The organism is Streptomyces lanatus, assembly GCF_014655715.1.
In the GTDB taxonomy this organism is placed as follows: Bacteria; Actinomycetota; Actinomycetes; order Streptomycetales; family Streptomycetaceae; genus Streptomyces; species Streptomyces lanatus.
The window spans coordinates 59,142-78,274 of sequence record NZ_BNBM01000017.1; the positions used below are offsets into that span (position 1 = coordinate 59,142).

Annotated in this window: 21 protein-coding genes; 2 read left to right on the forward strand and 19 right to left on the reverse strand. The window is 68.9% G+C overall.

The genetic code is table 11. The annotated features are described in order from the left end of the window. Positions 1-15: 15 nt before the first annotated feature. The 12 genes from IE325_RS34655 to IE325_RS34710 all read right to left on the reverse strand — a co-directional run bounded on the left by IE325_RS34655 (position 16) and on the right by IE325_RS34710 (position 11,432). Positions 16-960 carry a hypothetical protein gene (locus IE325_RS34655; RefSeq protein ID WP_190074094.1) on the reverse strand — a complete coding sequence of 315 codons (945 nt, stop codon included), beginning with the start codon at positions 958-960 and terminating at the stop codon, positions 16-18. Beyond that, positions 947-4,993: a hypothetical protein gene (locus tag IE325_RS34660; protein ID WP_190074095.1), complete on the reverse strand. Its 4,047-nt coding sequence runs from the start codon at positions 4,991-4,993 to the stop codon at positions 947-949. The genes IE325_RS34655 and IE325_RS34660 overlap by 14 nt, the downstream gene beginning before the upstream one ends. A 297-nt stretch (positions 4,994-5,290) precedes the next feature. Then, on the reverse strand, positions 5,291-5,821 hold the full coding sequence (locus IE325_RS34665) for a hypothetical protein (protein WP_190074096.1): 531 nt from the start codon (positions 5,819-5,821) through the stop codon (positions 5,291-5,293). 138 nt (positions 5,822-5,959) lie between these two features. After that, positions 5,960-6,793: an IPT/TIG domain-containing protein gene (locus IE325_RS34670; RefSeq protein WP_190074097.1), complete on the reverse strand. Its 834-nt coding sequence runs from the start codon at positions 6,791-6,793 to the stop codon at positions 5,960-5,962. 73 nt (positions 6,794-6,866) lie between these two features. Continuing rightward, complete coding sequence (locus IE325_RS34675) at positions 6,867-7,292, reverse strand: hypothetical protein (protein WP_190074098.1); 426 nt, start codon at positions 7,290-7,292, stop codon at positions 6,867-6,869. Continuing rightward, positions 7,292-7,576: a DUF7210 family protein gene (locus tag IE325_RS34680; RefSeq protein WP_190074099.1), complete on the reverse strand. Its 285-nt coding sequence runs from the start codon at positions 7,574-7,576 to the stop codon at positions 7,292-7,294. Before IE325_RS34680 ends, IE325_RS34675 begins: the two co-directional genes overlap by 1 nt. Before the next feature lie 40 nt (positions 7,577-7,616). Further along, complete coding sequence (locus IE325_RS34685) at positions 7,617-8,153, reverse strand: putative phage head morphogenesis protein (RefSeq protein ID WP_190074100.1); 537 nt, start codon at positions 8,151-8,153, stop codon at positions 7,617-7,619. After that, positions 8,153-8,485: a hypothetical protein gene (locus IE325_RS34690; RefSeq protein WP_190074101.1), complete on the reverse strand. Its 333-nt coding sequence runs from the start codon at positions 8,483-8,485 to the stop codon at positions 8,153-8,155. The genes IE325_RS34685 and IE325_RS34690 overlap by 1 nt, the downstream gene beginning before the upstream one ends. Positions 8,486-8,503: 18 nt before the next feature. Then, the gene (locus IE325_RS34695) at positions 8,504-9,358 is read right to left on the reverse strand and encodes a hypothetical protein (RefSeq protein ID WP_190074102.1); all 855 of its coding nucleotides are present in this window, start codon (positions 9,356-9,358) and stop codon (positions 8,504-8,506) included. 10 nt (positions 9,359-9,368) lie between these two features. Beyond that, complete coding sequence (locus IE325_RS34700; protein ID WP_190074103.1) at positions 9,369-9,944, reverse strand: hypothetical protein; 576 nt, start codon at positions 9,942-9,944, stop codon at positions 9,369-9,371. Between the two features lie 148 nt (positions 9,945-10,092). Continuing rightward, positions 10,093-10,557, reverse strand: coding sequence for an IPT/TIG domain-containing protein (locus tag IE325_RS34705; RefSeq protein WP_190074104.1), 465 nt, complete (start codon positions 10,555-10,557; stop codon positions 10,093-10,095). A 134-nt stretch (positions 10,558-10,691) separates the two neighbouring features. Continuing rightward, positions 10,692-11,432: a GP88 family protein gene (locus IE325_RS34710; protein WP_190074105.1), complete on the reverse strand. Its 741-nt coding sequence runs from the start codon at positions 11,430-11,432 to the stop codon at positions 10,692-10,694. A gap of 172 nt (positions 11,433-11,604) precedes the next feature. Here IE325_RS34710 and IE325_RS47130 point away from each other — a divergent pair, with 172 nt between their 5' ends. Beyond that, a complete protein-coding gene (locus IE325_RS47130; protein WP_373315270.1) occupies positions 11,605-11,955 on the forward strand; it encodes a helix-turn-helix domain-containing protein in 351 nt (116 codons plus the stop codon). On the opposite strand, the gene IE325_RS34715 is transcribed toward IE325_RS47130, so the two are convergent. From IE325_RS34715 to IE325_RS34740, 6 genes are all read right to left on the reverse strand, one after another. After that, positions 11,912-13,159, reverse strand: a complete 1,248-nt coding sequence (locus IE325_RS34715) for a metallophosphoesterase family protein (protein ID WP_229912206.1) — start codon at positions 13,157-13,159, stop codon at positions 11,912-11,914. The genes IE325_RS47130 and IE325_RS34715 overlap by 44 nt on opposite strands. After that, positions 13,156-13,431 (reverse strand): hypothetical protein, encoded by a 276-nt coding sequence (locus IE325_RS34720; RefSeq protein WP_190074107.1) that lies wholly within the window; start codon positions 13,429-13,431, stop codon positions 13,156-13,158. Before IE325_RS34720 ends, IE325_RS34715 begins: the two co-directional genes overlap by 4 nt. 82 nt (positions 13,432-13,513) lie before the next feature. Continuing rightward, positions 13,514-14,815 (reverse strand): phage major capsid protein, encoded by a 1,302-nt coding sequence (locus IE325_RS34725; RefSeq protein ID WP_190074108.1) that lies wholly within the window; start codon positions 14,813-14,815, stop codon positions 13,514-13,516. A 222-nt stretch (positions 14,816-15,037) separates the two neighbouring features. Beyond that, positions 15,038-16,963, reverse strand: coding sequence for an NUDIX domain-containing protein (locus IE325_RS34730; protein WP_190074109.1), 1,926 nt, complete (start codon positions 16,961-16,963; stop codon positions 15,038-15,040). Between the two features lie 59 nt (positions 16,964-17,022). After that, on the reverse strand, positions 17,023-17,241 hold the full coding sequence (locus tag IE325_RS34735) for a hypothetical protein (RefSeq protein ID WP_190074110.1): 219 nt from the start codon (positions 17,239-17,241) through the stop codon (positions 17,023-17,025). 12 nt (positions 17,242-17,253) lie between these two features. Beyond that, positions 17,254-17,916, reverse strand: a complete 663-nt coding sequence (locus IE325_RS34740; protein ID WP_190074111.1) for a hypothetical protein — start codon at positions 17,914-17,916, stop codon at positions 17,254-17,256. Between the two features lie 292 nt (positions 17,917-18,208). Here IE325_RS34740 and IE325_RS34745 point away from each other — a divergent pair, with 292 nt between their 5' ends. Next, entirely contained in the window at positions 18,209-18,814 is a 606-nt protein-coding gene (locus IE325_RS34745) for a hypothetical protein (protein ID WP_190074112.1), read from the forward strand. 42 nt (positions 18,815-18,856) lie between these two features. On the opposite strand, the gene IE325_RS34750 is transcribed toward IE325_RS34745, so the two are convergent. Further along, complete coding sequence (locus IE325_RS34750) at positions 18,857-19,126, reverse strand: hypothetical protein (protein ID WP_190074113.1); 270 nt, start codon at positions 19,124-19,126, stop codon at positions 18,857-18,859. Positions 19,127-19,133 lie beyond the last annotated feature (7 nt).

Genomic DNA, 19,133 nt, shown 5'->3' on the forward strand with positions numbered 1-19,133 from the left:
CTGCCGGGGCCCCGGTCACAAGTAGGGGTAGGCGTCGCGCCAGGCCACCGTCATGTAGGACAGGCCGGTTGTGTCCGTGCCGCGTAGGACGAAGTCATGTCGGCCGACCGGCAGGAGCATGTCCGCCAGCCGCGGTGACGACCTGGTTAGGGTCCCCGCCGCGGAGGCGCCGCTGTTGCGGAGCACAGTTCGCACCCACGGCCGAGGGTCGATGGTCACGTACTGCCCCGCGGCGAGCGTCAGGTCGGTGAACGCGGCCTTCCAGCTCCCGACCACCTCGCATGCCGGATTGCTGATCGGCCCATAGATCCGGATCACGGGCCAGGTGGGTCGCTGGCCTCCGATGACGACCTCTCCGGGGATCTTGGTTGCTCCCGCGCCGGTCATCGTCAGAGGCGTCGTCAATGGTCCTACGAGCCCGCGGTGCGGGGGCGGGTTGAGGTGGACAGGGATGGTCTGCTCGGTGTCGTCGTACGCCGTGGAGTCGACGCAGGCGAAGGTGCACGCGACGGGTGTGTAGCCCTGCCTGGTGAGCTTGGACGAGGCAGGCGCGAACTTGCGGGGGCGCCCGTAGAAGCGGCGCGGCCGGCCACCCTGCGTGGTCCGCAGCACCGCGGGCGTCGCCATCCTCTTGCGGACCGCCTTGCCGTCCCATGCCTGGCCCATCACGGAAACGGCGTCGAGGTTGGCGTCATGGCGGCCGAGCAGCGTTGGGGCATCGTCCACCGTGTCGACGCCGACCTCGAACGTGATCGTGGCCTGGCCGCGGAAGTCCTCACCGAACCGAGCCCCATCCTCGTGGGGCATGGGAGTGTCCCCGGCGTCGACGTCGGCATAGGTGATCTCGTACGGCTCCAGCAGGTAGTAGCCGGACGCGACCGTGCCGAAGGTGAAGTTCGCGCCCGGGTGAACCCCGTTGGCGCTGTAGGAGAGGTTCCATTCGCCCTCACGGAGTGGCATGCGCGCCTCCTCGTCGGATACGGCGCAGTTCGAACAGGGCGTCGTTCAGGGCGTCGCCCGGCGACATTGGCGCACCGGTCATGGTCAGGTTCAGGTCTCCGCCGACGAGCGCGCCGGCCGCGGCCGGCGCGATGCTCGACCTGGTGCGGGCAGTGGCTTGGGTCGAGGTGCGGACGGCACCGGACGCGTACTGGCGGAGGGCGCCCTGGGCGAAGTACACGACCTGGCCACCGAACATCTCCGCGACCTTCTCGAGGATTGCCTTGCTGCGCTTGCGCTTGCTGGGCGCCAAAGGGAGGTAAGCCTCCCCTTGAGTCTCCGGCTCATTCCATATGCGTATTTCACCCGGCTTTCCGATCTGTGCGATGTGCCGTTCGGCACCGGCCGTGAACGCCTTGATCCGGTTGGTGGCCGCGCGGATGCCGCCGTTGGCGTAGTGGACGATCCCGCCGTCGGCATGTGTGCGGACCACGGACGGCTTTCCGGATTCGCTGTACTGGACGGTGACATGAACGGTCCGCCCAGTGAGACCGTTGATCTTGTCCTGGATCCGCTGGACTTGGGCGAGCGGCGTGGCGTTCGGCGCGGTGATCTTTACCGTCTTGCCGCCCTTGTCGACGTTCTCGATCTTGTATCCGAGATCCTTCAACGCCTGCTGGGCGGTCTTCGTCGGGGCCTTGACGTCGATGGACTTGCCCTTGGGTAGACCCGCGACCTTGTCCTGCACGCTCTTGAGGTCGCCGGCTGCCTTCTGGATGATCGCCTGGACGGTGACCTTCTTCTTGTCCGGCGCGTTGGCGATGTCCTCGGCCAGGGCGGCGATGTTCACCCGCGCGCCGCCGGTCGGAGCGGTGACCGTGACCTTCTTGCTCCCGGGGACGCGCTGCACGGTGAAGCCGAGGGCCTCGAGCTGCTGACGGGCCGCCGTGGTAGGAGCCGTGATCGTGATCGACTTGCCCGGCTTGATGCTCTCGAGTTTGCTGCGCAGGCTGAGGATCTCGGCCGTCGCCTCTGGGATGCCCTGGGCGGTGACGAGGGTGGTGATGGTGTCCGGGACGAACCCCATCTGATCGGCGAGAGCCTTGGCCTCCGCCTTCGGAATGCCCATGTCCGTAGCGAGTTGGATGGCCTTCGCGCGGGCCTTCTCCATCGCTTCCTGGCCCTGGTCCATCGCGTCGGACATGGGCATCAGACCCTGTTCCCCGGCTTCCTTCGCTCGGGTGGCCACGGCCAGCATGCCGTCGCGCAGTTCCGTGAGCTGGGTGTTGAGGGTCTGGCCGTTCCTCGTCGAGGTCTTGACCAGGTGGTCGTTTCCGACGAGGGCCTTGCCCCAGCCATCGGCCCGCTGGATGTTCCCCTTCATCGTGTCGTCGATCTGGAGCATCACCGCGTTGAGTTGGGCTTCTGCGTCGTGGAACGACTGCGTGTTCCCGTTGAGGGCGTCCAGTGCCCGCTTGAGGGCGTCGACCCGCTCGTCCGCGGACTTCGTCTTGTCGCCGAACGTCTGCACGGCGGCGCCGAGACGGTCGTACGCGGAGTTACCGGTGGTGCCGGAGTTGTTGATGGCGTTGGCGAGTTCCTTGTGCTTCTTCGCCGCGTCGTCGAGCTCGCCCTTCACGGTGCCGAGGGCGTCCTTCGCGCGGATCGCTGCGAGGCCCTCGTCGTCCCATCCCTTTGCCGCGCCCTGCGCAGTGGTGATCCACTTCTCGTGATCGTCGGCGGTCTGCTGGAGCTGCTTCTGCAGCTCCCCGAGGGTGGTGCCCTGCCCGAGGTAGGCGTTCGTCAGATCCCCGAGGCTGACTCCCGCCTTGCGCATCATGTCGACCAACTTGCCCTTGCCGTCGGCGAGCTCCGTGTCCTGCAGGAGCTGCGCGGCCTGAGCCCGGACGTTGGCATCGATCGCACCGCCGGAGGCGACCAGGGCGTCCGTCAGGGACTGCACCCGATCCTTGTGAGCCTGGGTGGCGCGGGCCGCCTCCTCCTGCCGGGAGGCGAGCAGGCCGAGACCGATGGTGACGCCAGCAAGCGCAATACCGAGAGGGCCGCCCAAGGCCGAGGTGATACCGCCGATCGCGCGGGAGGCGACCCGGTTGGCCGCGCCAATCCCGCGCATGGCGCCGGTGAAGCGGTTCCCTTGTGCCGCAGCACCCGAGTAGGCGAGTCCCATCCGCTGCCACATGGTGATCTGCGGGCCGATGACGCCGGGACCAAGACTGCCGCGCATCGTGGTTCCGAGCCCGCGCACGGAGGTCCCCGCGGCCGAGACGGAGGTACCGAAGCCCCGCAGCATTCCAGCGACGCCGCTGATCACCTTGAGGGCGAGCATCGTGCCCAGGAACGTGGCCAGAACGGTGTTCGCACCCGGGATGATGCCCATCAGCGTGTTGAAGACCTCCAGGAGACCGGAGAAGGCCACCAGCAGTACACCGAGCCCACTACCGGCCGCGGCCAAGTTCCCGATCGCCGTGGCGATGTTCGAGATGACGCTGATGATCGCTGGACCGACGGTCTGGCCGAGGGCATTGAAGAACGTTCCCAGCGCGGGCATCAGTTCGGTGCGGATCTGCCGTACGAGGTCGGTGATCCCGCCGTCCTTCATGGACCTGCCCAGTCCGCGCATCAGGTCGCCGAACAGCAGGTTGACCTCGTGGAAGGCGGGAGCAGCGTCTGAGAAAAACTGCTTCATCGCCTTCTGGCCGGCGCCGGAGTTGGTCCAGCGCTGGAACCGGAGCATGCTGCCCTCGAGGCCGTCGAGCAGCGCGTTGCCGGTGTCCATCGCGGCCTTGCCGACACCGCCGAGGCCCTTGATCAGGCTGACGGTGGTTCGGCCGAGCTGCGAGGCCTTGTCCCCTGCATGGTCGAGGAACTTGGCGAGGCTGCCGGTCTCCCGGCCAGCCTTCACGCTCGCGCGGAACCACTGGGTCATCCGCTCGCCGCCCTGGGCGACGCGCTCGACGAACGGGCCGCTGGCCACGAGGAAGTCCTTGGTGGCCGAACCCATGTTGGCCAGGCCGTCCGTCAGGTGCCCGATGACGGTGCGGTTCGTGGCCGCGATCGTCTTGAAGTCCTTGCGGAACGGGCCGGTCTGCATGGCCTTGGCGCCGCGCTGCGCCAGGTCGCCCATCTGCTCGGCGGAGTCGCCGAGGGCGTCCTCCAGGAGCGGGAAGACCGTTTTTGCCAGGGGCTTGATGTCGTCGGCGACCTTGGAGAAAAGCCGGTCGCTGACCGACATGCGGACCTTGCTCCACGCCCCTTGCAGGGAGCCGACGGCCTTGACCGCGTCGCGGGCCGACGGCGAGAGCTTGTCCAGTGCCGCCTTGAGCTTCTTCTGCTGCGCCTCGGTGACCTTGCCGTCCGCGGCGAGCATCTTCTGGGCGGCGCTCTGCTGCTTGAGCGCCTCCCCGAACCCGGAGAACGCGATCTTCGTACCGATCGCGGCAGTGCCCGCCGCGGCGATCAGGCCCGGGATCGCACCGAGGACACCGACGGCGGGCGCGGCCGCGGAGACGAGCGCGGTCAGACCGGCGCCGTACTGGCCGATGAGTGCGACCGCGGGCTGGAGTAGGGAGACGATGGCGCCGATGCCGAGCATCCGCAGCCTGCGGCCGCCGCCCGGCATCCGCATGTTGACGGGGACGTTGACCGGGTTGCGGTCAGCCTCGCCCTGGGCGCCGGCGATGAGTCCGCGGAGACGGGCGAGGAGACCGCCGCCGCGGCCGCTGTCGCCGTCCCCGTCTGGGCGGACGGGGATGTTCAGGTCGGTGTCGTCGATGCGGCGCCGGATGCCGTCGAGGGTGGTGCGGAACCGCTCCTCGTCGATCTCGATGCGGATCTTCGCGGTGACGCCCTTGGACGCCTCCTTGACCGCTTCCTTGAGCCGTCGTTTCAGGCCCTTGGAGTCGACCTCGACCTTGATCTTGGCGGCCAGCCCTTCGGCGGCCGTCTCGACGGCCGTGCGCAGCCGTTCAGCGAACCCCGAAAGGTCGGCGACGACCGGCACGTCGAGGCGGCCGGCCTGCAGGCCCTCAGCCACGTCGGACCATTCCTCTCTGCGTGGCGGCGGCGAGCATCTGGCGGTGGCCGCTCATGCGGGGTGCCTGCGGTTCCGGGACGGAGTGCTGCGGCCGGGGCGGTGTGCCGGGGCTGCTGCGCGTCGTGGTGCCGGAGCGCGGCGGGCGAACGATGGTGGTCGGCTCCTCACGCCGCTTGTCTGCGGCCAGGAGCCCGATCTCCTCGACAGCGAGCGCCAGGAGCTCGAGGACCTTGGTCCAGCCACCGAGTGGGGCTGAACGGACCCGGGAGTCGTCTGGCAGACCGTCGACGAGGGAGATCAGCCGGCGGAGTCCGAGGAATCCGGGTTGTCCGGGACGAAGCCAGACGCGTCGGGCGTCGATTCCGTGGTAGCGGGAGAGGTCGGCTTCGAGGTCTGAGAATCGCTCTCGGAGGAGTCGGCCGACCGAAAGAGCTTTCCCAACTCGACCCCGTAGACGCGGGCCAGGCCGGTCGTCAGCCGGACGTAGTCGGGTACGGACGGCTTCGCGTTGAGGAACTCCTGGTGCTGGTCCTCGAGGAGGATCGCGTACGTCTCACGGATCGCCTCGAGGAACTTCCGCGGCAGGCTCGGGCGGCGGAACAGGGCGTTGACGACTTCCTTGATCCCAGCGTCGCCGTCGCTGGAGTTGATGACGTCGGCCAGGAGCCCGACCAGGTCCAGCTCGTCGGACAGGATCGGGTCGAGCGCCGCCGCGGGCAACTCGGCGGGGAACACGACCTCGTGGTGGTCGGTGAGCTTGACCGGAATCCCGTGAGGGAACTGAACCTCGCGCCGTTCGGCGGTCAGGTCGATGACGTGCGACGACATGTGCGTGACCTCTTCGTGAGTGCGTAGCTGGGTGCCGGTTTCGGCAGCGCGCGGACAGTGGCAGCGCTGCGCGGCTTGTGTCGCGGCGTGCGGCCCCCCTGCCTCGTGAGGGCGGAGAGGGGCGGCCGCAGGCCTGGGTCACGCGTAGGTGAAGCCGCCGGTCTTGGTGATGCTGCCGCCCGCGGTCGTGACGACGACGTCCTTGGCTCCGCTGGTGCTGGCCGGGGTGGTGACGGTCAGCTCGGTGTCGCTCTCCACCGTCAGCTCGGTGCCGTTGGTACCGCCGAAGGACACGGTGGTCGCACTGTCGAGGTCGGTACCGACGATCGTGACGACGGTGCCTCCAGCGATCGGGCCGGTGCTCGGCGTCACGGTGCTGATGGTGGGCGCCGGGGGCTGGAACGCCGGGTCGTCCGTCAGCACGTACCAGGGATCCGTGTCGTCGCCGCCTTGGACGGCTAGGCGCAGCGGCAGCACCGATTCCTTGGTCTTGGCGAGGTCCTTGGAGACGCCTTCCATCTGCATCGTGCGGGGGATGATGTACCGGTAGTGCTTGCCGCCGTCGATGACCTCGATGCACCCGGCGATTTCAGTACGGCCCCCGATGCGGGGCGGGGCGAACTTGAAATGCTTCGGACCGCCCCCGGAAGGCGTCACGGCCGTGATTCGGCCGCCGCCGTACACCGCCCGGAAGTTCCGGCCGGACCACTGCTGCAGGTCCACCTCGACGGTCGCCGCGTCGGTCGTTTGGAAAGTTCGGGTGGGGTACGAGGACTGGGCGGAACGGACCTGTTCGAAGTTCGGCTCAGAGTTGAACTTCAGGCTGTCCTCGGTGAACAGGCCGACCGTGTACCACCCTGCGGGCATGGCCACCGTGGCGTCGGCCGGGGCGACGGTCCCGACCGGGGCCAGCCACAGGCGGCTGAGCTGAGGGATGAGAATCTCGTTGTTGTTCGTGGTCTCGCCAGCCATGGCGGGCTTCTCCTTGGTGTCCGGTACTAGGGCGCGGACACCTTGGAGAGCCGGGGTGGTTAACGTCGCGTCGTCACGGATGCAGGGTGACGGAGAGGTTCATGACCCACCTGGGTTGGCCGTCGACGAGCGGTGACCACACGAGCAGCCCGGACGGCTTGATGCCGCTGATGACCGGTCGGCCGGGAACGTGGGGTGCCTCCACGAGCTCCTGGGCGGCCGTGGCGCAGCGGAGCAGGATCCGCCGTAGTTCGGCCTTGCCCGGCCATCCGCCCGGGTCGCCGTACGCCTCGAGCGTCACCTCCGGGGCGATGGCCCAGTTCAGGTCCCGCAGGTCCCCGCCGGGGCCGTGGTCGATGCGCAGGTGCGGCCAGGGCGCCTCTTGGATTCCGGACACACGGCCCGGGCCGCCGAGCGCGTCGGCGACCTCGGGGTGTGCCTGTAGCCAGGCGAGGATCGCGGAGACCGGATCCGCGTCCGCCAGGGTGAGCTCGCTCATCAGACCTGGTTGGCGTAGCCCTGGCCGCGAAGCCGGTGGGCGTAGTCCGGGGAGACGAGGAGCTTGGCGCCCGGCGGGTAGTCGGTGCCGTCGATGGTGTGGTGGTGCGCCAGAGTGACGGCGACCGGGTCGACGCCGGCGGGCAGTGCGGGGCCGACGACGTCCGGATCCGGGGCTGCCGCCTTGCGGGTGGGGCGGGCCGGGGCGGTCTCGGTGACGGCCTCGGTGGTTTCCTCCGCCGCGGTGTCCGCAGCGGGCTTCTTGGTGGTGGAGTTCGTAGCCATGGCGCGCACTGTGCGGGCGTGGGCCGCTTGTGTCGCGCCCTCAGCGGCGAGCGGCGACGATGGCGGCCGCGCGGGACATGAAGTGTGTGCCGTCGGCGCGCAGGTTGCCCGGGTAGACGGTGCCCACCTCGGCCTCGACGACCATGGGGGCCTGGACCGAGACGGTGACCGTGACCCGCTTCCCGGCGACCACCGGCTGACCGGTGTTGATGTGCCGGGCGATGCCCTCCGGGTCCTTGTGCGCGCGGCAGCGGCAGTTTTTGAGGTTGGCGACGGCCCGGGAGCTCTCGTCGAGCGGCTCGAGCATGTACGTCGTGGGGCCTACGCCGCGGTGTTCCATATCCCACTGCATGGAGTCGATCGCGAAGCGCAGATTCCCGGGGACTTCCTGCCCGTTGGCGGCGACGTGGGTGGGGCGGACCTTGTGGTCGCCCATGGTCACCCATCGCTTGGTGGGCGGGGCCAAGAGCTTCGCCTCGATCTCGACCTGGCGGGCGATGCGCTGCACCGCGGGGGCCAGCATGCGGGCGAGCTGCGCCTCCAGGCCCTGCGCTGGGGTGAACTTCGCACTGGCCATCACGGCACCTCGGGCGGGTTGAGCGTGGCGGTGGCCTGGACGTAGTCGACATCCGGGACGCCGGGGACCGCATGCTCGCGAGTGCTCGACAACGTCCAGGACCGGCCGGTCTCGTCGGAGATGGTGTCGCCCTCCTTGACCGGCCAGGCCTGCGGATCGAGCCGTACCGACCACGAGCCGTCGGGCTGCTCGAGGACCGACCCGGGCCAGGTGCCGCGCGGGGCTGGCTTCTGGTTCGGGTTCGGCGGAACGGGCACGCCGTTAGCGTCGCGCGCCCACGGGTGGGCGAGCGCGTACACCGTGAGCATGGCGTTCGGCAGCACAACGGCCATCGTCGGCAGCTCCCTTCGTCAGCGGCGGCCGCGGGTGGAGGAGTACGGCCACGGCGGGCGTGCGGGCCGGTTGAGGGGCTGGAACAGGCGGCGCTTCCACCGCGAGAGGCTGCTGAGCTCGGGCAGGGCGCCGGCCTGGCCGGTGGTCGGTGCCGACTCGTAGGAGATCGACTGTCCCTCCGCGCTGACGGAGGACACGCGGCGGCCCTGGGAGCCGACGCCGCCGGGGCGGAGCCGCTCGGACTCCGCGGCGTGCGTGGTCACGTACCGGACGACCGGGTCGTTGGCGGCGCCGTCGAATCCGACGAGGAAGTCGACGTCGTAGGTGCCATCTCCGCGGTCGCGGTAGGCGGAGACCTGGACCAGGTCGTCGGCCTCGAACGGCCACGAGTCGGGGTCCTCGAGGTCCTCGTGGTGGCGCCAGTACGGGGTGAGGGCGGTACGGGTGACGAGCTGGGGGATGACGGGCTGGCCGAGGTAGGAGACGACGTCGGCCTGTGCCTTGCGGATGGCGGTGAGCAGGTCGTCGCGCTGCTCGGCATTGAGCGGGAGGGCAACGCCGAGTTCCTTGGCGACTGCTTCGGGGGAACTGACGAGGCCCAGCCCGAGAGGCAAGTCCAGGCGTACGGACTCGTCCTTGACGGGCTGGGCTCCCTCGCTCGGGGTGAAGGAGACGGTGGCCCAGTAGCGGCCGGGAGGCACGTCCGGCAACGTGAACCGGTAGACGCCGGCACGCAGCCGGGTGGCCGGTCCAGCGCCCGAAACGAAGGTGGTGCGATCCGGACCGTCGTAGAGGGACACGCTGGTGACCTGCCCTCCGGCCGGTTCGGGGTCGTATTGCGCCCCGCCGTACATGGGCCTGTAGTCGAACACCCCGAGCTCCTTACTTCTCGGACTGGCTGGCGAGCCGCGCGGCCTGGTCCTGCAGGCGCTCCTTGATGCGCGCGGCGACGCCCTCGGAGAGGCGGGCGCCCGCGGGCTGCAGCAGGCGGTGGACAGGGTTGCGGTGCGGCCCGAGGAACGTCTTCTCGACCAGGCGCACGGTGCACACGAGGGTGGAGCCGTATGGGGTGAGAGGGACGAACACGGAGTCCACGTCGGCCGGAGGCTCCTTTGTGGCGTCGTCGACGATGACCTCGGCGAGGTTCTCCTCGTCGGGGATGACCTCGGTCGGGGTGGCGTACACGGGCGCGGCGGGGGCCGCCGGGGGCTCCTGGACGGCCGGGGGCTCGAGCGGCGCAGCCTCGGGCGCCTTCGGAGTGCTGTCGGTGGCTGCGGCCGGATCCTCGACGACGGGGGCCGTCTCCTCGGCGGCCACCGTGGTGTTGGTGTCTCCAGCGGTCGCGGGCTCGTCCGCCGCCGCGGTGCTGGCTGTGGAATCCGCGGCCTCGGTGGTGGCGTCGGTGGCCTCCGCGGGCTTCGCAGCCGCGGTCTTACGGGTACGGGTGGTGGCTGCCATGGGTGGCTCCCTCTCGGGGGTTCTTGTCCGGACGGCGCGCACCCTGCACACCGGACGCTGCTTGTGTCGCGCCCTGCCTCGAGCGGGTGGGAGCGAAGTGACCCGGGCGGCCCCTGGTTGGTGCGGAGGGGCGCCCGGGGCAGGTGGATCAGGCGTAGGTGAAGCCGCCGGTCTTGGTGACGTTGCCGGCGTCGTCGACCAGGACGACGTCCTTCGCCCCGGCAGTACCGGCCGGAGAGGTCACGGTCAGCTTCGTGGCGGAAACGATGGTCAGGGCCGTGCCTGCCGTGCCGCCGAACGTGACCGACGACACCCCGTCCAGGTTGGTGCCGGTGATGGTGACGGCCGTGCCGCCCGCCGTCGGCCCCGTGGCCGGGCTCACCGTGGCGATGGTCGCGGCCGGGAACAGCTTGTCGATCTCGGACTGACGCAGTACGGCACCCGCCTTGTAGGCGAGGGTTTTGATCGATCCCTCGGGCTGCTTGTCGCCGTTCTCGGTGTACGGGCGGGTGTTGTAGATGTCCTGAGTGACGACCTTCTCGGGATCGGTGACGGCGTTCGCCGGGAACGCGGCCTTAGTGACCCGGGTGCCGTCTGCCTTGTAGAGGCCCATGGTTGCGGTTGTCCTTCCTAGGGATAACGGTCGACGCAGGATGAGGAACAGAGAGGCCTTGGGTCGCGCGCTGCCGGGAGAAGGGGGCACTTGCCCAATTGGGCAAGAATGATCTTGGTTCTCCCTCGTGGCGGCTACGGCCGTCCGCTCCGGAACTGCTTGCCGGGACCGCGGCGACGCTCATCCTGGGCGCGCTGCAGCTCGCTGAACCGCTTGTCGCCCTGCTTCTTCTGGAGGTGCTTGATGTTGTTCGCTGGGATGCCGACCTTCTGTGGGCCCAGTACCGACACCAGGCACCCCTCCTCGGCGCGGGATGCGTATCCGGCCTCGGCGAGGGACTCCGCGTCGGGGAAGATGTCGACGTGCCGCTCGATCGTCACGTTGACCAGGTGGTCCTCGCGGCCGCCGAGTGAGTACACCCACTTGAAGTTCTCCGGCGGATCCGGTTCCACAACCTCACGGAACAGGGACACGCTCTTGGTGTACGCGTAGAAGCGGACGCCCGGCGAGGCTCGCATGATGCGCAGCCAGGCCTCGGTGTACTCCCGGGAGAAGAAGTCGCCGGCGTCGTGGCACCGGATCCAGCGACCTTGGTACCGCTTGTGCTGGAGCTCGGCGGTCATCTGCGCTTCCCAGCCGGGCAGGTCGTCCAGAATCATCATCAGGTTCGCCTCGTGGCGGGCCTTGACGTTCGGGAACCGGTAGCTGCCCTGGCGCGCGTAACACAAGGGGGCGCAGACCCCAGCCGAGGGACAGGTGTTGTATTTCCGGCCGTCGGGCAGAGTCCCGGCCCACGCCGGGATTGACCAGTTGTAGATGCCTTGCCTGCGGAGATCGCTGTTCTGGGTGAGTAGCCACCGTGGTTTGTCAGTCATGCCCGGACCGTGGAGTTCCGGGCTGGCTTGCGTCGCGCTCAGCCCCTCCTTCCAGGCGCGGCACTGGCTCCGCTCATCGAGTGATGCCATCGCGCGGGATGCCGCCCTGCGGTAGCCCCCGCCTCGCATGCGCCAAGATCCTCACGCGAAGGGCAGGACGGAGGAGGGCATCATGCTGAGCAAACACGCCTGGATCACAGGCAGGCCCCGAAGGCGTCTGGGCGACGCCATAGGGCGAGCGTATGTCCAGGGAGTCCCCATCCGGACTCTGGCGGACATCTCCGGACGCAGCTTCGGCTCGGTCCGCCAACTACTCATCGAGGCCGACGTAGTCTTGTCGCCACGCGGCGGTCGGACAGGTCGGGCAGGCCAGTCTCCTCAGCAGATCGTCGCTGCCCGCCACTTCGAACGGGAACTCGCTAACCTCTGCCAAGAGTCCTGGGAACTCGGGATCCTCTGCCAAGAATCCAACGACGTATTCAGAGGATCCGCAGGTCGTCCCAGCCGTCCGGGTCGACGGTGAACACGAGCAGGCCGGAGGACGAGACCTCGCCCGAGCGGACGGCATACCAGTCGCTGCCGTTGTCCAGGGTCGGGGCCTGGATCCAGAGCCTGCCGTTGCCCATCTGCTGGGCGCGGAAGTGATGGAAGTGGCCCGTGATGAGGATGTCGGCGTCGGCAACGGGCTGACGGCCGAAGGTCTGCCCGCGCCACCAGTCACTCGCCTTGTCCGGGCGCGGGTACTGGTGGCCATGGCCCAGGCCCACGACCTTCCCGGCGACGTCGAGCGACACAGTGTCCCGCCACCGTTCCGGCAGGACGAACGAGACGTGCCCATACGCGTCCGCGTTGCGGGCGTAGGCGTCGGCGACCTGGGACATGACCTCGATGCCCCAGTCGTCGATGGGCGGGCCCACAGCGTCCTTTCCGCGGCGCACGCGGCCGTGGTTGCTGCCGCAGGTCGCGGCAACGACGCGGCCAAACTTCCCGGCGAGGCGGTCCAGGCCCTCAAAGGTGATGCGCCGGTGGACGCGGACCATCTCAGTCAGGGTCAGGTCGTTGGTGAACGCCTGCTGCGTGGTGTTCTCAAAGCCCTCGACGCAGTCTCCGGCGTCGGCCCAGTAGGCGACGGACGGGGCCCGCCCGACGGCCTTGAGGTCGCGGATGTGGTCGTCGAGCCGGTCGAACCGGTCGGCGACCCGGGCGATGAGCTCCGGTGTGCCTCCGTCGCGGCCCACCTTCCCGGCCTGGGCATCGGCGTAGACCACGACCAGGGCGCGCTCCACAGTATCGACGGCCGTGCGGGGCTTGCGGCGGCGGCGCATCGCGTCGCGGACGAGGGCGTCGACGTCGCCGGCGGACAGCCACTCGGGGGCGGCCGGCTCGATGACGTACCGACAGCGCCACACCGCGCGGGTGACGGCGTCGTCACCCTGGGCGTGGCGGTGCCATGCCGCCGGGTCGTGCTTTGCCTCGACGAGCCGGACGCGGAAGCCCTCCGGGATAGCGAGGCCCATCTCCTCAACGCGCTCACGCCAGTCGGCCTCTCCCGCGGGCGGCTTGTCGGCGGGCGGGGCGGTGACGACCATCGTGCCGCCGGGCTCGTAGCGCACGCCGGACTCCCAACCGCGCGGCGCGGCCGGGTAGACGCGCTGCGCCTGGGTGGGGCTGCTCTGGTCGTGGGAGGCAGGCTCGAGGAGGGCCTGCAGGTCGTTGTTCAGGGTCATCGCTCGCACCGGCATCCGTTGGGCTTCCCGCGCCGCCGGTGCCGATTGACGGTGTAGGCCGTAACGGCGTCGCCGTATCGACTGAGGGTCTCGGCGATGGCTGTGGCGGAGACGCTGGTCGTGTCCAGCACCGTGCGGAGGGATGCGGCTACGTCAGCATCGGCGGCTTCCAGGAGGGCACCGACGCTGCAGCGGGGGCCCCGGTGAGCGGCGGGGGCGCCCGTGAGGGCGTCCAACTCCTGGGCGAGGCCTATGGGTTGTTTCTCGATCACCAGCGTCCTCCGTCGTCTTGATGGTGGTACGTGGGAGGGGGCGCACCCGTGGCCCGGGTGCACCCCCTCACTCCGGCCCGGATCAGGCGGTCGGCTGGGTCCAGGTGCCGATGACGAAGGACTCCGGCCGCGGGACCTCGAGCGCCAGGCGCTCGTCGGCACGGAAGGTGATCAGGCCCTTCTCGTAGTTGTCCGCGTTCTCCGAGGAGACGGTGACGGAGACGTTCTCGCGGTCGTGGAGCTGCGCGCCGAGACCGAACGCACCGATGAGGAAGTCGCTGTCGGCCATCGCGGTCGTCTCGACCACGTTCAGGCGCCACACCTTCTTCTCGGCGCCGATGGCGACGGCGATGGCGACGCGGAAGGCGCCGTTCTTGTCCTCCTCGACCTCGACGTGCTCCCACATCGTGGGCGACAGGACGATGCCGGTCGGGTCGTACTCGGCGAGCAGGGCCTTCGTGATGCTGCGCCGAATCTGGACGCTGTACTGGTCGGTCTCGAGACCGGTGTACTGCTGGACGCCTGGCGTGTTGTAGATGCCGGTCAGGGACTGGCCGTCGCCGACGCTGTGCAGGAGGTCCCAGTCCTCCGCGTACTTGACGCCCTCCACCATGCGCGTGTTGATGAAGGTCTTGAGCCGCGGCTCGTCGCTGAGAATGTTCTTGTGCGCGTCGAGCAGGTGCGCGACCTCAGCCACCGGGTACATCACCGGGGTCAGCGTCAGCTTCGACCGCGGGGCCCGGCCCCAGGTGTCGGTGTCCGCGCCGGTCGCCGGGGAGACGCCGTCGGCGGCGTACCGCTCCTTGACCTGGCGAGCGGCGTTCGTCCAGCCGGTCTCACGCGCGCCGTACAGGACGGCGTTCTTGGTGGTCGACTTCGGGAACAGGTCCCGGATGTGGAACTTCCGGAACGGCCTCTCCGCGATGCCCAGGTTCTGCGCGGAGCCGAGGACCTGGTGGGTCACCGTGCCGGCCGAGAGGGAAAAGATGCTCTTGCCCTCGATGTCGGCGCGGATGTACGGCTTGTCACGGAACTGCTGAGCGGTGGCGCTCTGGAAGGAACCGGACTCGACGAACAGGTCGCCGAGCGACTTCTCCTCGATGCCCATGGGGCGCTGGCCGTAGTGGCTGGCCGCGGCCGGCGTCGACTCCGGAGCCTCGAGGTACTGCTTGATCTCGGTGAGGCCCTGTTCGGCGTCGATGAGGGCCTTGATCTCCTGCGCCTCGCTGGACACCTTGCGGAAGGCCTTCGCCTGCTCGGTGGAGACGACGAACTGGCCGCCGTCCTCGACCTTGAAGGACTGGCTGATCTGCTCGGCCTCGGCGGACTTGAGCTGGAGCGCCTTCTGCAGCTCCTCAATACGGCTGGTGGTGACGGTGGGCATTTGGGGTGCTCTCCCTGTGCTGGGTGCGGCTGACGTGCGTCGCTCGCCCGGCCAGCACCGGGACGCCTCAACGCGAGGCGTGATGAAAGAGAGGGAGAGGGGTTAACGTCGCGTGCTGTCCGCTCGGGACGTCAAGAGTGGGCAGCACAAGGGGTTTGACCTGCTGTTTTGTTGTCGACGGTGTGCGGGGGCGCGGGAAGCGCGCGGGGGCGGGGGTGTAACTCAGCTCCGCATCAGGGCGAGTGTGGCCTTCACCTCGTCGGGGTCCAGGCGGACGGTGTCCTCCGGCTCCGCGGCCGGTTCGTTGTCCTCGGCGTTCTCCTCGTCGTCGTCTTCGGGTTCGGTGCCCTCGTCGCCGAAGGTGTCGTTGTCCCAGAGGTCCAGTCCGGGGGCTCTGTCCGTCGGTCGGTTCGCGGCCGGGGGCTCCTCGTCCTCGATGTCGAGGCCCTTCGCAGACAGTGCGGCGATGAGCTCCTGGACCTTGTCGCGGACGTCCTCGAGCTGCTCCGGGCTGGCGGTGCTGCTGCTGACGCGGGCGGTGGCGTCGGCGAGCGCCCCGACGGTGGGCTGTACGACGCGTGCGTCGACGTCCTCGTCCTCGGTGGCGGCACGGGAGGCACTGGTTCCCTCCGGCACGACGATGGTGGCGAGCTCCACGGGCTGCGGCTTGTCGAGCGTGATCTCACCGGCCGTGACCGTGTACGGGATGGCGTAGTGGCTGCTGCGCCGCTCGTCCTCACTGTGCACGGAAACGATGACGCGGTCGGGGTAGGTGCCCTCTATGCACGTCCAGGTGCCGCCGTCCTGGTCGAGGAGCTCGCGGACGGCGTCGGCAAGGCGGGCACGGAACTGTTCCTGCGACTCGGGCAGCGGCTTCGGCGACATCTCGGGGGCCTCCAGCGGGGCGGAAATTCGGCTCTTGGCCTCGGCGACCATGGAGCGGGCGGACTTGTGCTCGATGCGCGGCAGGGCGCGGGCGGCCTTCACTGCGGCGCGCGCGGACTTCTTCTCGGTGGAGGTCACGCCGTCCCGGGTGGCGTTGATGATGCCCTCGAGGACGTTCTCGGAGACGGGGCGGATCGGCTTCGGCGCCAGGCCTTGCGGGAGGGCGGCGCCGGCCAGGAGCTCCCACGGAGTCTCGCGGCACTCAGGCCGCAGAAGCGCCATGTCGGGGAGAACGGTGATCGGCCACCAGGCGGTGACCTCGGTTGCGTCGCCCTTGGGGTCGTCCGGGTTGGCGACGCGGCGCTCGTCGTGAGGCGCGTTGATCCGTACGGAGTCCTCGGTCGGGACCACGGCCACGTAGCCGCGATAGATGCCGTTCGGAGCGGTCCAGGAGCCGACGACGCTGGTCGTGGCGGGCAGGGTCGAGCCGGTTTCCTCGGACCACTCGCGCAGGGCGGCCGCGAGGGGTTCCTCGCCGTCCTCGAGGCGTCCGCCGGGGATCTCCCACATGCCCGCCGCGGGATCGTCCTCGTCGAGGGTCCGCTGGATCATCAGCACGCGGCCGGTGTCGGCGGCCTTCACCGCCAGGCCCGCGACCTTGATGGCGTCGTCCTTCGGAACGGCGACGACGTCTATCTCGACGTGGGAGGAGGTGGTCTTGTACTCGAGCCCGTCGTGACCGCCGGTCGTGGACTTCACCTCGAGGCTGCGCGTCAGGGGGTGCGCGCCGTGCAGAACGGGCGAGACCTCGAAAAGGTCCAAGTCGTGGATGATGCGGACGCCGTCACCGCGCTTGCTCGCGCCCGTGTCAGGGACGCGGTAGCCGATGGAGAACGCGGCCTGCTTGTGCTCATGCCACTGCTTGACCTGCTCGTAGCAGTCGCGGCCTTGCTGGGTGCGCAGGTTGTAGATGACGGTGGCGACGAGGGCGCCGGCCTCGGGGGGCCACTCGGGGATGCTCCGGAAGCGGGAGTCGCCGGGTAGCCACTCCTCGCACTCGACGACGACACCGACGGGGTTCTTCCACCCGTGGTGCCACACGGTTTTGACGGACCGTGAGGCGAGGGTGCGAGCGAAGGCGCCGGGCATGATGAGGTCGTTGACCTCGTCGACCACGCCGGTGACGGCGTAGATTGCCCGGCTGGTGCCTCGCTGGGTGGTGCTGGGACGTGCGGGTCTGGCGGGTGGAGCAGCGGTCGGCACGGCGGGGAACCTCCGGCGGTGGACAGTGGGCCGCCGGGCACCGTGCCGTTCGCGTAGAGCTACTGTCCTGCGGTGGCCTCTACGGGCTGTCGAGGCTGCGTTTCAGCCTGGGATCGGGCCATGGACCACCCCTTGGTCCAGTAGCGGTATCCGAACCGCTCCTCGACGCTGCCGTACATGTTGTACGGGCAGGTGTCGGAGGGGTCTCCGTTGGCATACGCGGCCTTGCCCTCGTTGAGCCGGTCCTGGAAGGTCTGACGGTCGAGCTGGATCGGCACGGTCGGATCTCCTTACTGGCCCGCGAACATCGAGTCCTGGACGCCGCGGTCGCTGGGCTGGGGCGGGCCGCTCGGGGCCGCGCCTCCTGCCGCATTCGCTCGGTCCTCGCCGTTGTGGTGCGTCTGCGTCATCTGCGCGCCGTCAACGTCGGTCGACCACGCGTCTGGGTCGGTGTAGCGCCACACTTGGCCGTCGCTGTCCCGCACCCATCCGGTCAGTGTGCCGTCCGGGGCCTTGTCGAGCCAAGCCTGTTCGCCGCCGCTACCGGTGTAGGCGCACCAGGCTTCGGGGCCGTCGGGGTCGGTCTCGTCGCCCTCGTTGTACTCGTCCCCTGCCCAGGGGCGGGAGTCGTCGTCAGGTTGCTCCGGGGCCGTGTTGGGGTCGCCGCCGCCTTCTCCTTCTGGTGGAGCGTTCGGGGTCGGAGGCGCCGGAGGGTCCTCCCCGAGGGGCTCCTCCGGCGTGGCGGGATCCTCCTCGGGTGCGGCCGGGGCCGCCGTGGGGTCCTGGGGCAGTTCGTCCTCCGGATCCTCGGTCAGTTCGTCGGAGACGCCGGGGCCGGCTTTGTCGAGCGGGGCCTCCTCGGTGCCCTCGGTCTCCTCGTTCTCGTCGTCTTCCTCCCCGAAAGGCTTGCCGCCCTTGGGGAGAGCCTTGATGGCGAATCCGTATCTGGTCACGGACGGAGGATGGACGGCAGCTACTGCTTGTGTCCCCCAGTGCTACCGCAACCAGCTAGTGGGGGCGCAGCGTCTCGGTGGGAAAGCTCCGGCCTGAGAGGTGAAGTTGAGTCGCTCACGTCCTCCACGCCTGCGGATTCACCAGATCCCAAGACGCCCTCCTGTACGGCAGCGCGTGCCAGAGCCCGAGAGCAGTCAACCGCCGCCGGATCAACCTGTTCGGCCGGCAATTTTGCAGTGGGTAACGGCACCTTTTCGTCTTGTCGTTCGGTGGTACCGCCGGGTGGACTGGGTGAAGCACACCGCTGTGGTTGCTGCTGTCGTAGCTGCTGGTGGTCTGGCTGTCACAGCGTGGGGGACGATGAAGTCCGCACAGGTGGCTGACGACCAACTCGCCCAGTCCGAGGCGCAGAAGGACGACGCGGCACGTAAGTTGACGTCTCGCGTCACGATGTGGGAGGAGCGCCAGAGTGGTTGGAATGGACCTCCGCACCGGATAGTCGCCAACCGCAACGTTGAGCCCGTGTATGTCTTCTACAAGATCTCCGCTGCGGAACTTCATCGATCGGGGACCGGTGATCGTTGGGTCCATCCCCATATGGGGATGGTGCCGTTGGGGACAATCCCGCCATGCACTCGACAGGACTTCAGCTGGAAGGCCATCTCGTATCAGGTGGATGCGCGCTGGAATATCGGCTTCTGGGAAGTCACCTCCCTCGTCGTCGTTGAGCCCTCTGGAGTCCAGTGGCAACGCCTGCCAGGAGGAGAGATCAAGGGCCTTACTAAGAGCGACCGTCGAGACCTGGCTCTCGCCCGGAAAAACTCTTATGTCCCTCTGCCTGTCGACCATGGGAAGCCAAATACGAGCGATCTCGAACAGTGCGGTTCTGTCGACTGAGCAACCAAGATCATTTTTGCCCAGTTGGGCAAGCGGCCCGAATCAGCTCCCGGGCACGCGCGGCCGCCGCGGAACGGGCCCGCTCTCCTCGACGACGTTGGTGTATTCGCGCAGCACCGCGAGGACGGACGCGTCGTCGTCCCCGGCAACGGCCACCAGGGGGCCGGTCGGTGACAGGGCGATGGTCTCGCCATGGTGGAGCTCCACGAGGGCCGCGGCCCGGTACGACCCGATCACCGGGCGGTCTGCCCGCATGGTGATCTGCACGGTGTAGGTCGCACCGTCGTCGAACGAGCCGGTGACGGTGAACACTTCCTGC

Excerpts from the sequence above, each read along its gene's own strand:
- IE325_RS34700 (WP_190074103.1), bottom strand. The coding sequence starts at position 9,944 with ATGGCAGCCACCACCCGTACCCGTAAGACCGCGGCTGCGAAGCCCGCG.
- IE325_RS34685 (WP_190074100.1), bottom strand. The coding sequence starts at position 8,153 with ATGGCCAGTGCGAAGTTCACCCCAGCGCAGGGCCTGGAGGCGCAGCTC.
- IE325_RS34690 (WP_190074101.1), bottom strand. The coding sequence starts at position 8,485 with ATGGCCGTTGTGCTGCCGAACGCCATGCTCACGGTGTACGCGCTCGCC.
- IE325_RS47130 (WP_373315270.1), top strand. The coding sequence starts at position 11,605 with ATGCTGAGCAAACACGCCTGGATCACAGGCAGGCCCCGAAGGCGTCTG.
- IE325_RS34670 (WP_190074097.1), bottom strand. The coding sequence starts at position 6,793 with ATGGCTGGCGAGACCACGAACAACAACGAGATTCTCATCCCTCAGCTC.
- IE325_RS34680 (WP_190074099.1), bottom strand. The coding sequence starts at position 7,576 with ATGGCTACGAACTCCACCACCAAGAAGCCCGCTGCGGACACCGCGGCG.
- IE325_RS34675 (WP_190074098.1), bottom strand. The coding sequence starts at position 7,292 with ATGAGCGAGCTCACCCTGGCGGACGCGGATCCGGTCTCCGCGATCCTC.
- IE325_RS34655 (WP_190074094.1), bottom strand. The coding sequence starts at position 960 with ATGCCACTCCGTGAGGGCGAATGGAACCTCTCCTACAGCGCCAACGGG.
- IE325_RS34710 (WP_190074105.1), bottom strand. The coding sequence starts at position 11,432 with ATGACTGACAAACCACGGTGGCTACTCACCCAGAACAGCGATCTCCGC.
- IE325_RS34705 (WP_190074104.1), bottom strand. The coding sequence starts at position 10,557 with ATGGGCCTCTACAAGGCAGACGGCACCCGGGTCACTAAGGCCGCGTTC.
- IE325_RS34665 (WP_190074096.1), bottom strand. The coding sequence starts at position 5,821 with ATGTCGTCGCACGTCATCGACCTGACCGCCGAACGGCGCGAGGTTCAG.
- IE325_RS34715 (WP_229912206.1), bottom strand. The coding sequence starts at position 13,159 with ATGACCCTGAACAACGACCTGCAGGCCCTCCTCGAGCCTGCCTCCCAC.
- IE325_RS34725 (WP_190074108.1), bottom strand. The coding sequence starts at position 14,815 with ATGCCCACCGTCACCACCAGCCGTATTGAGGAGCTGCAGAAGGCGCTC.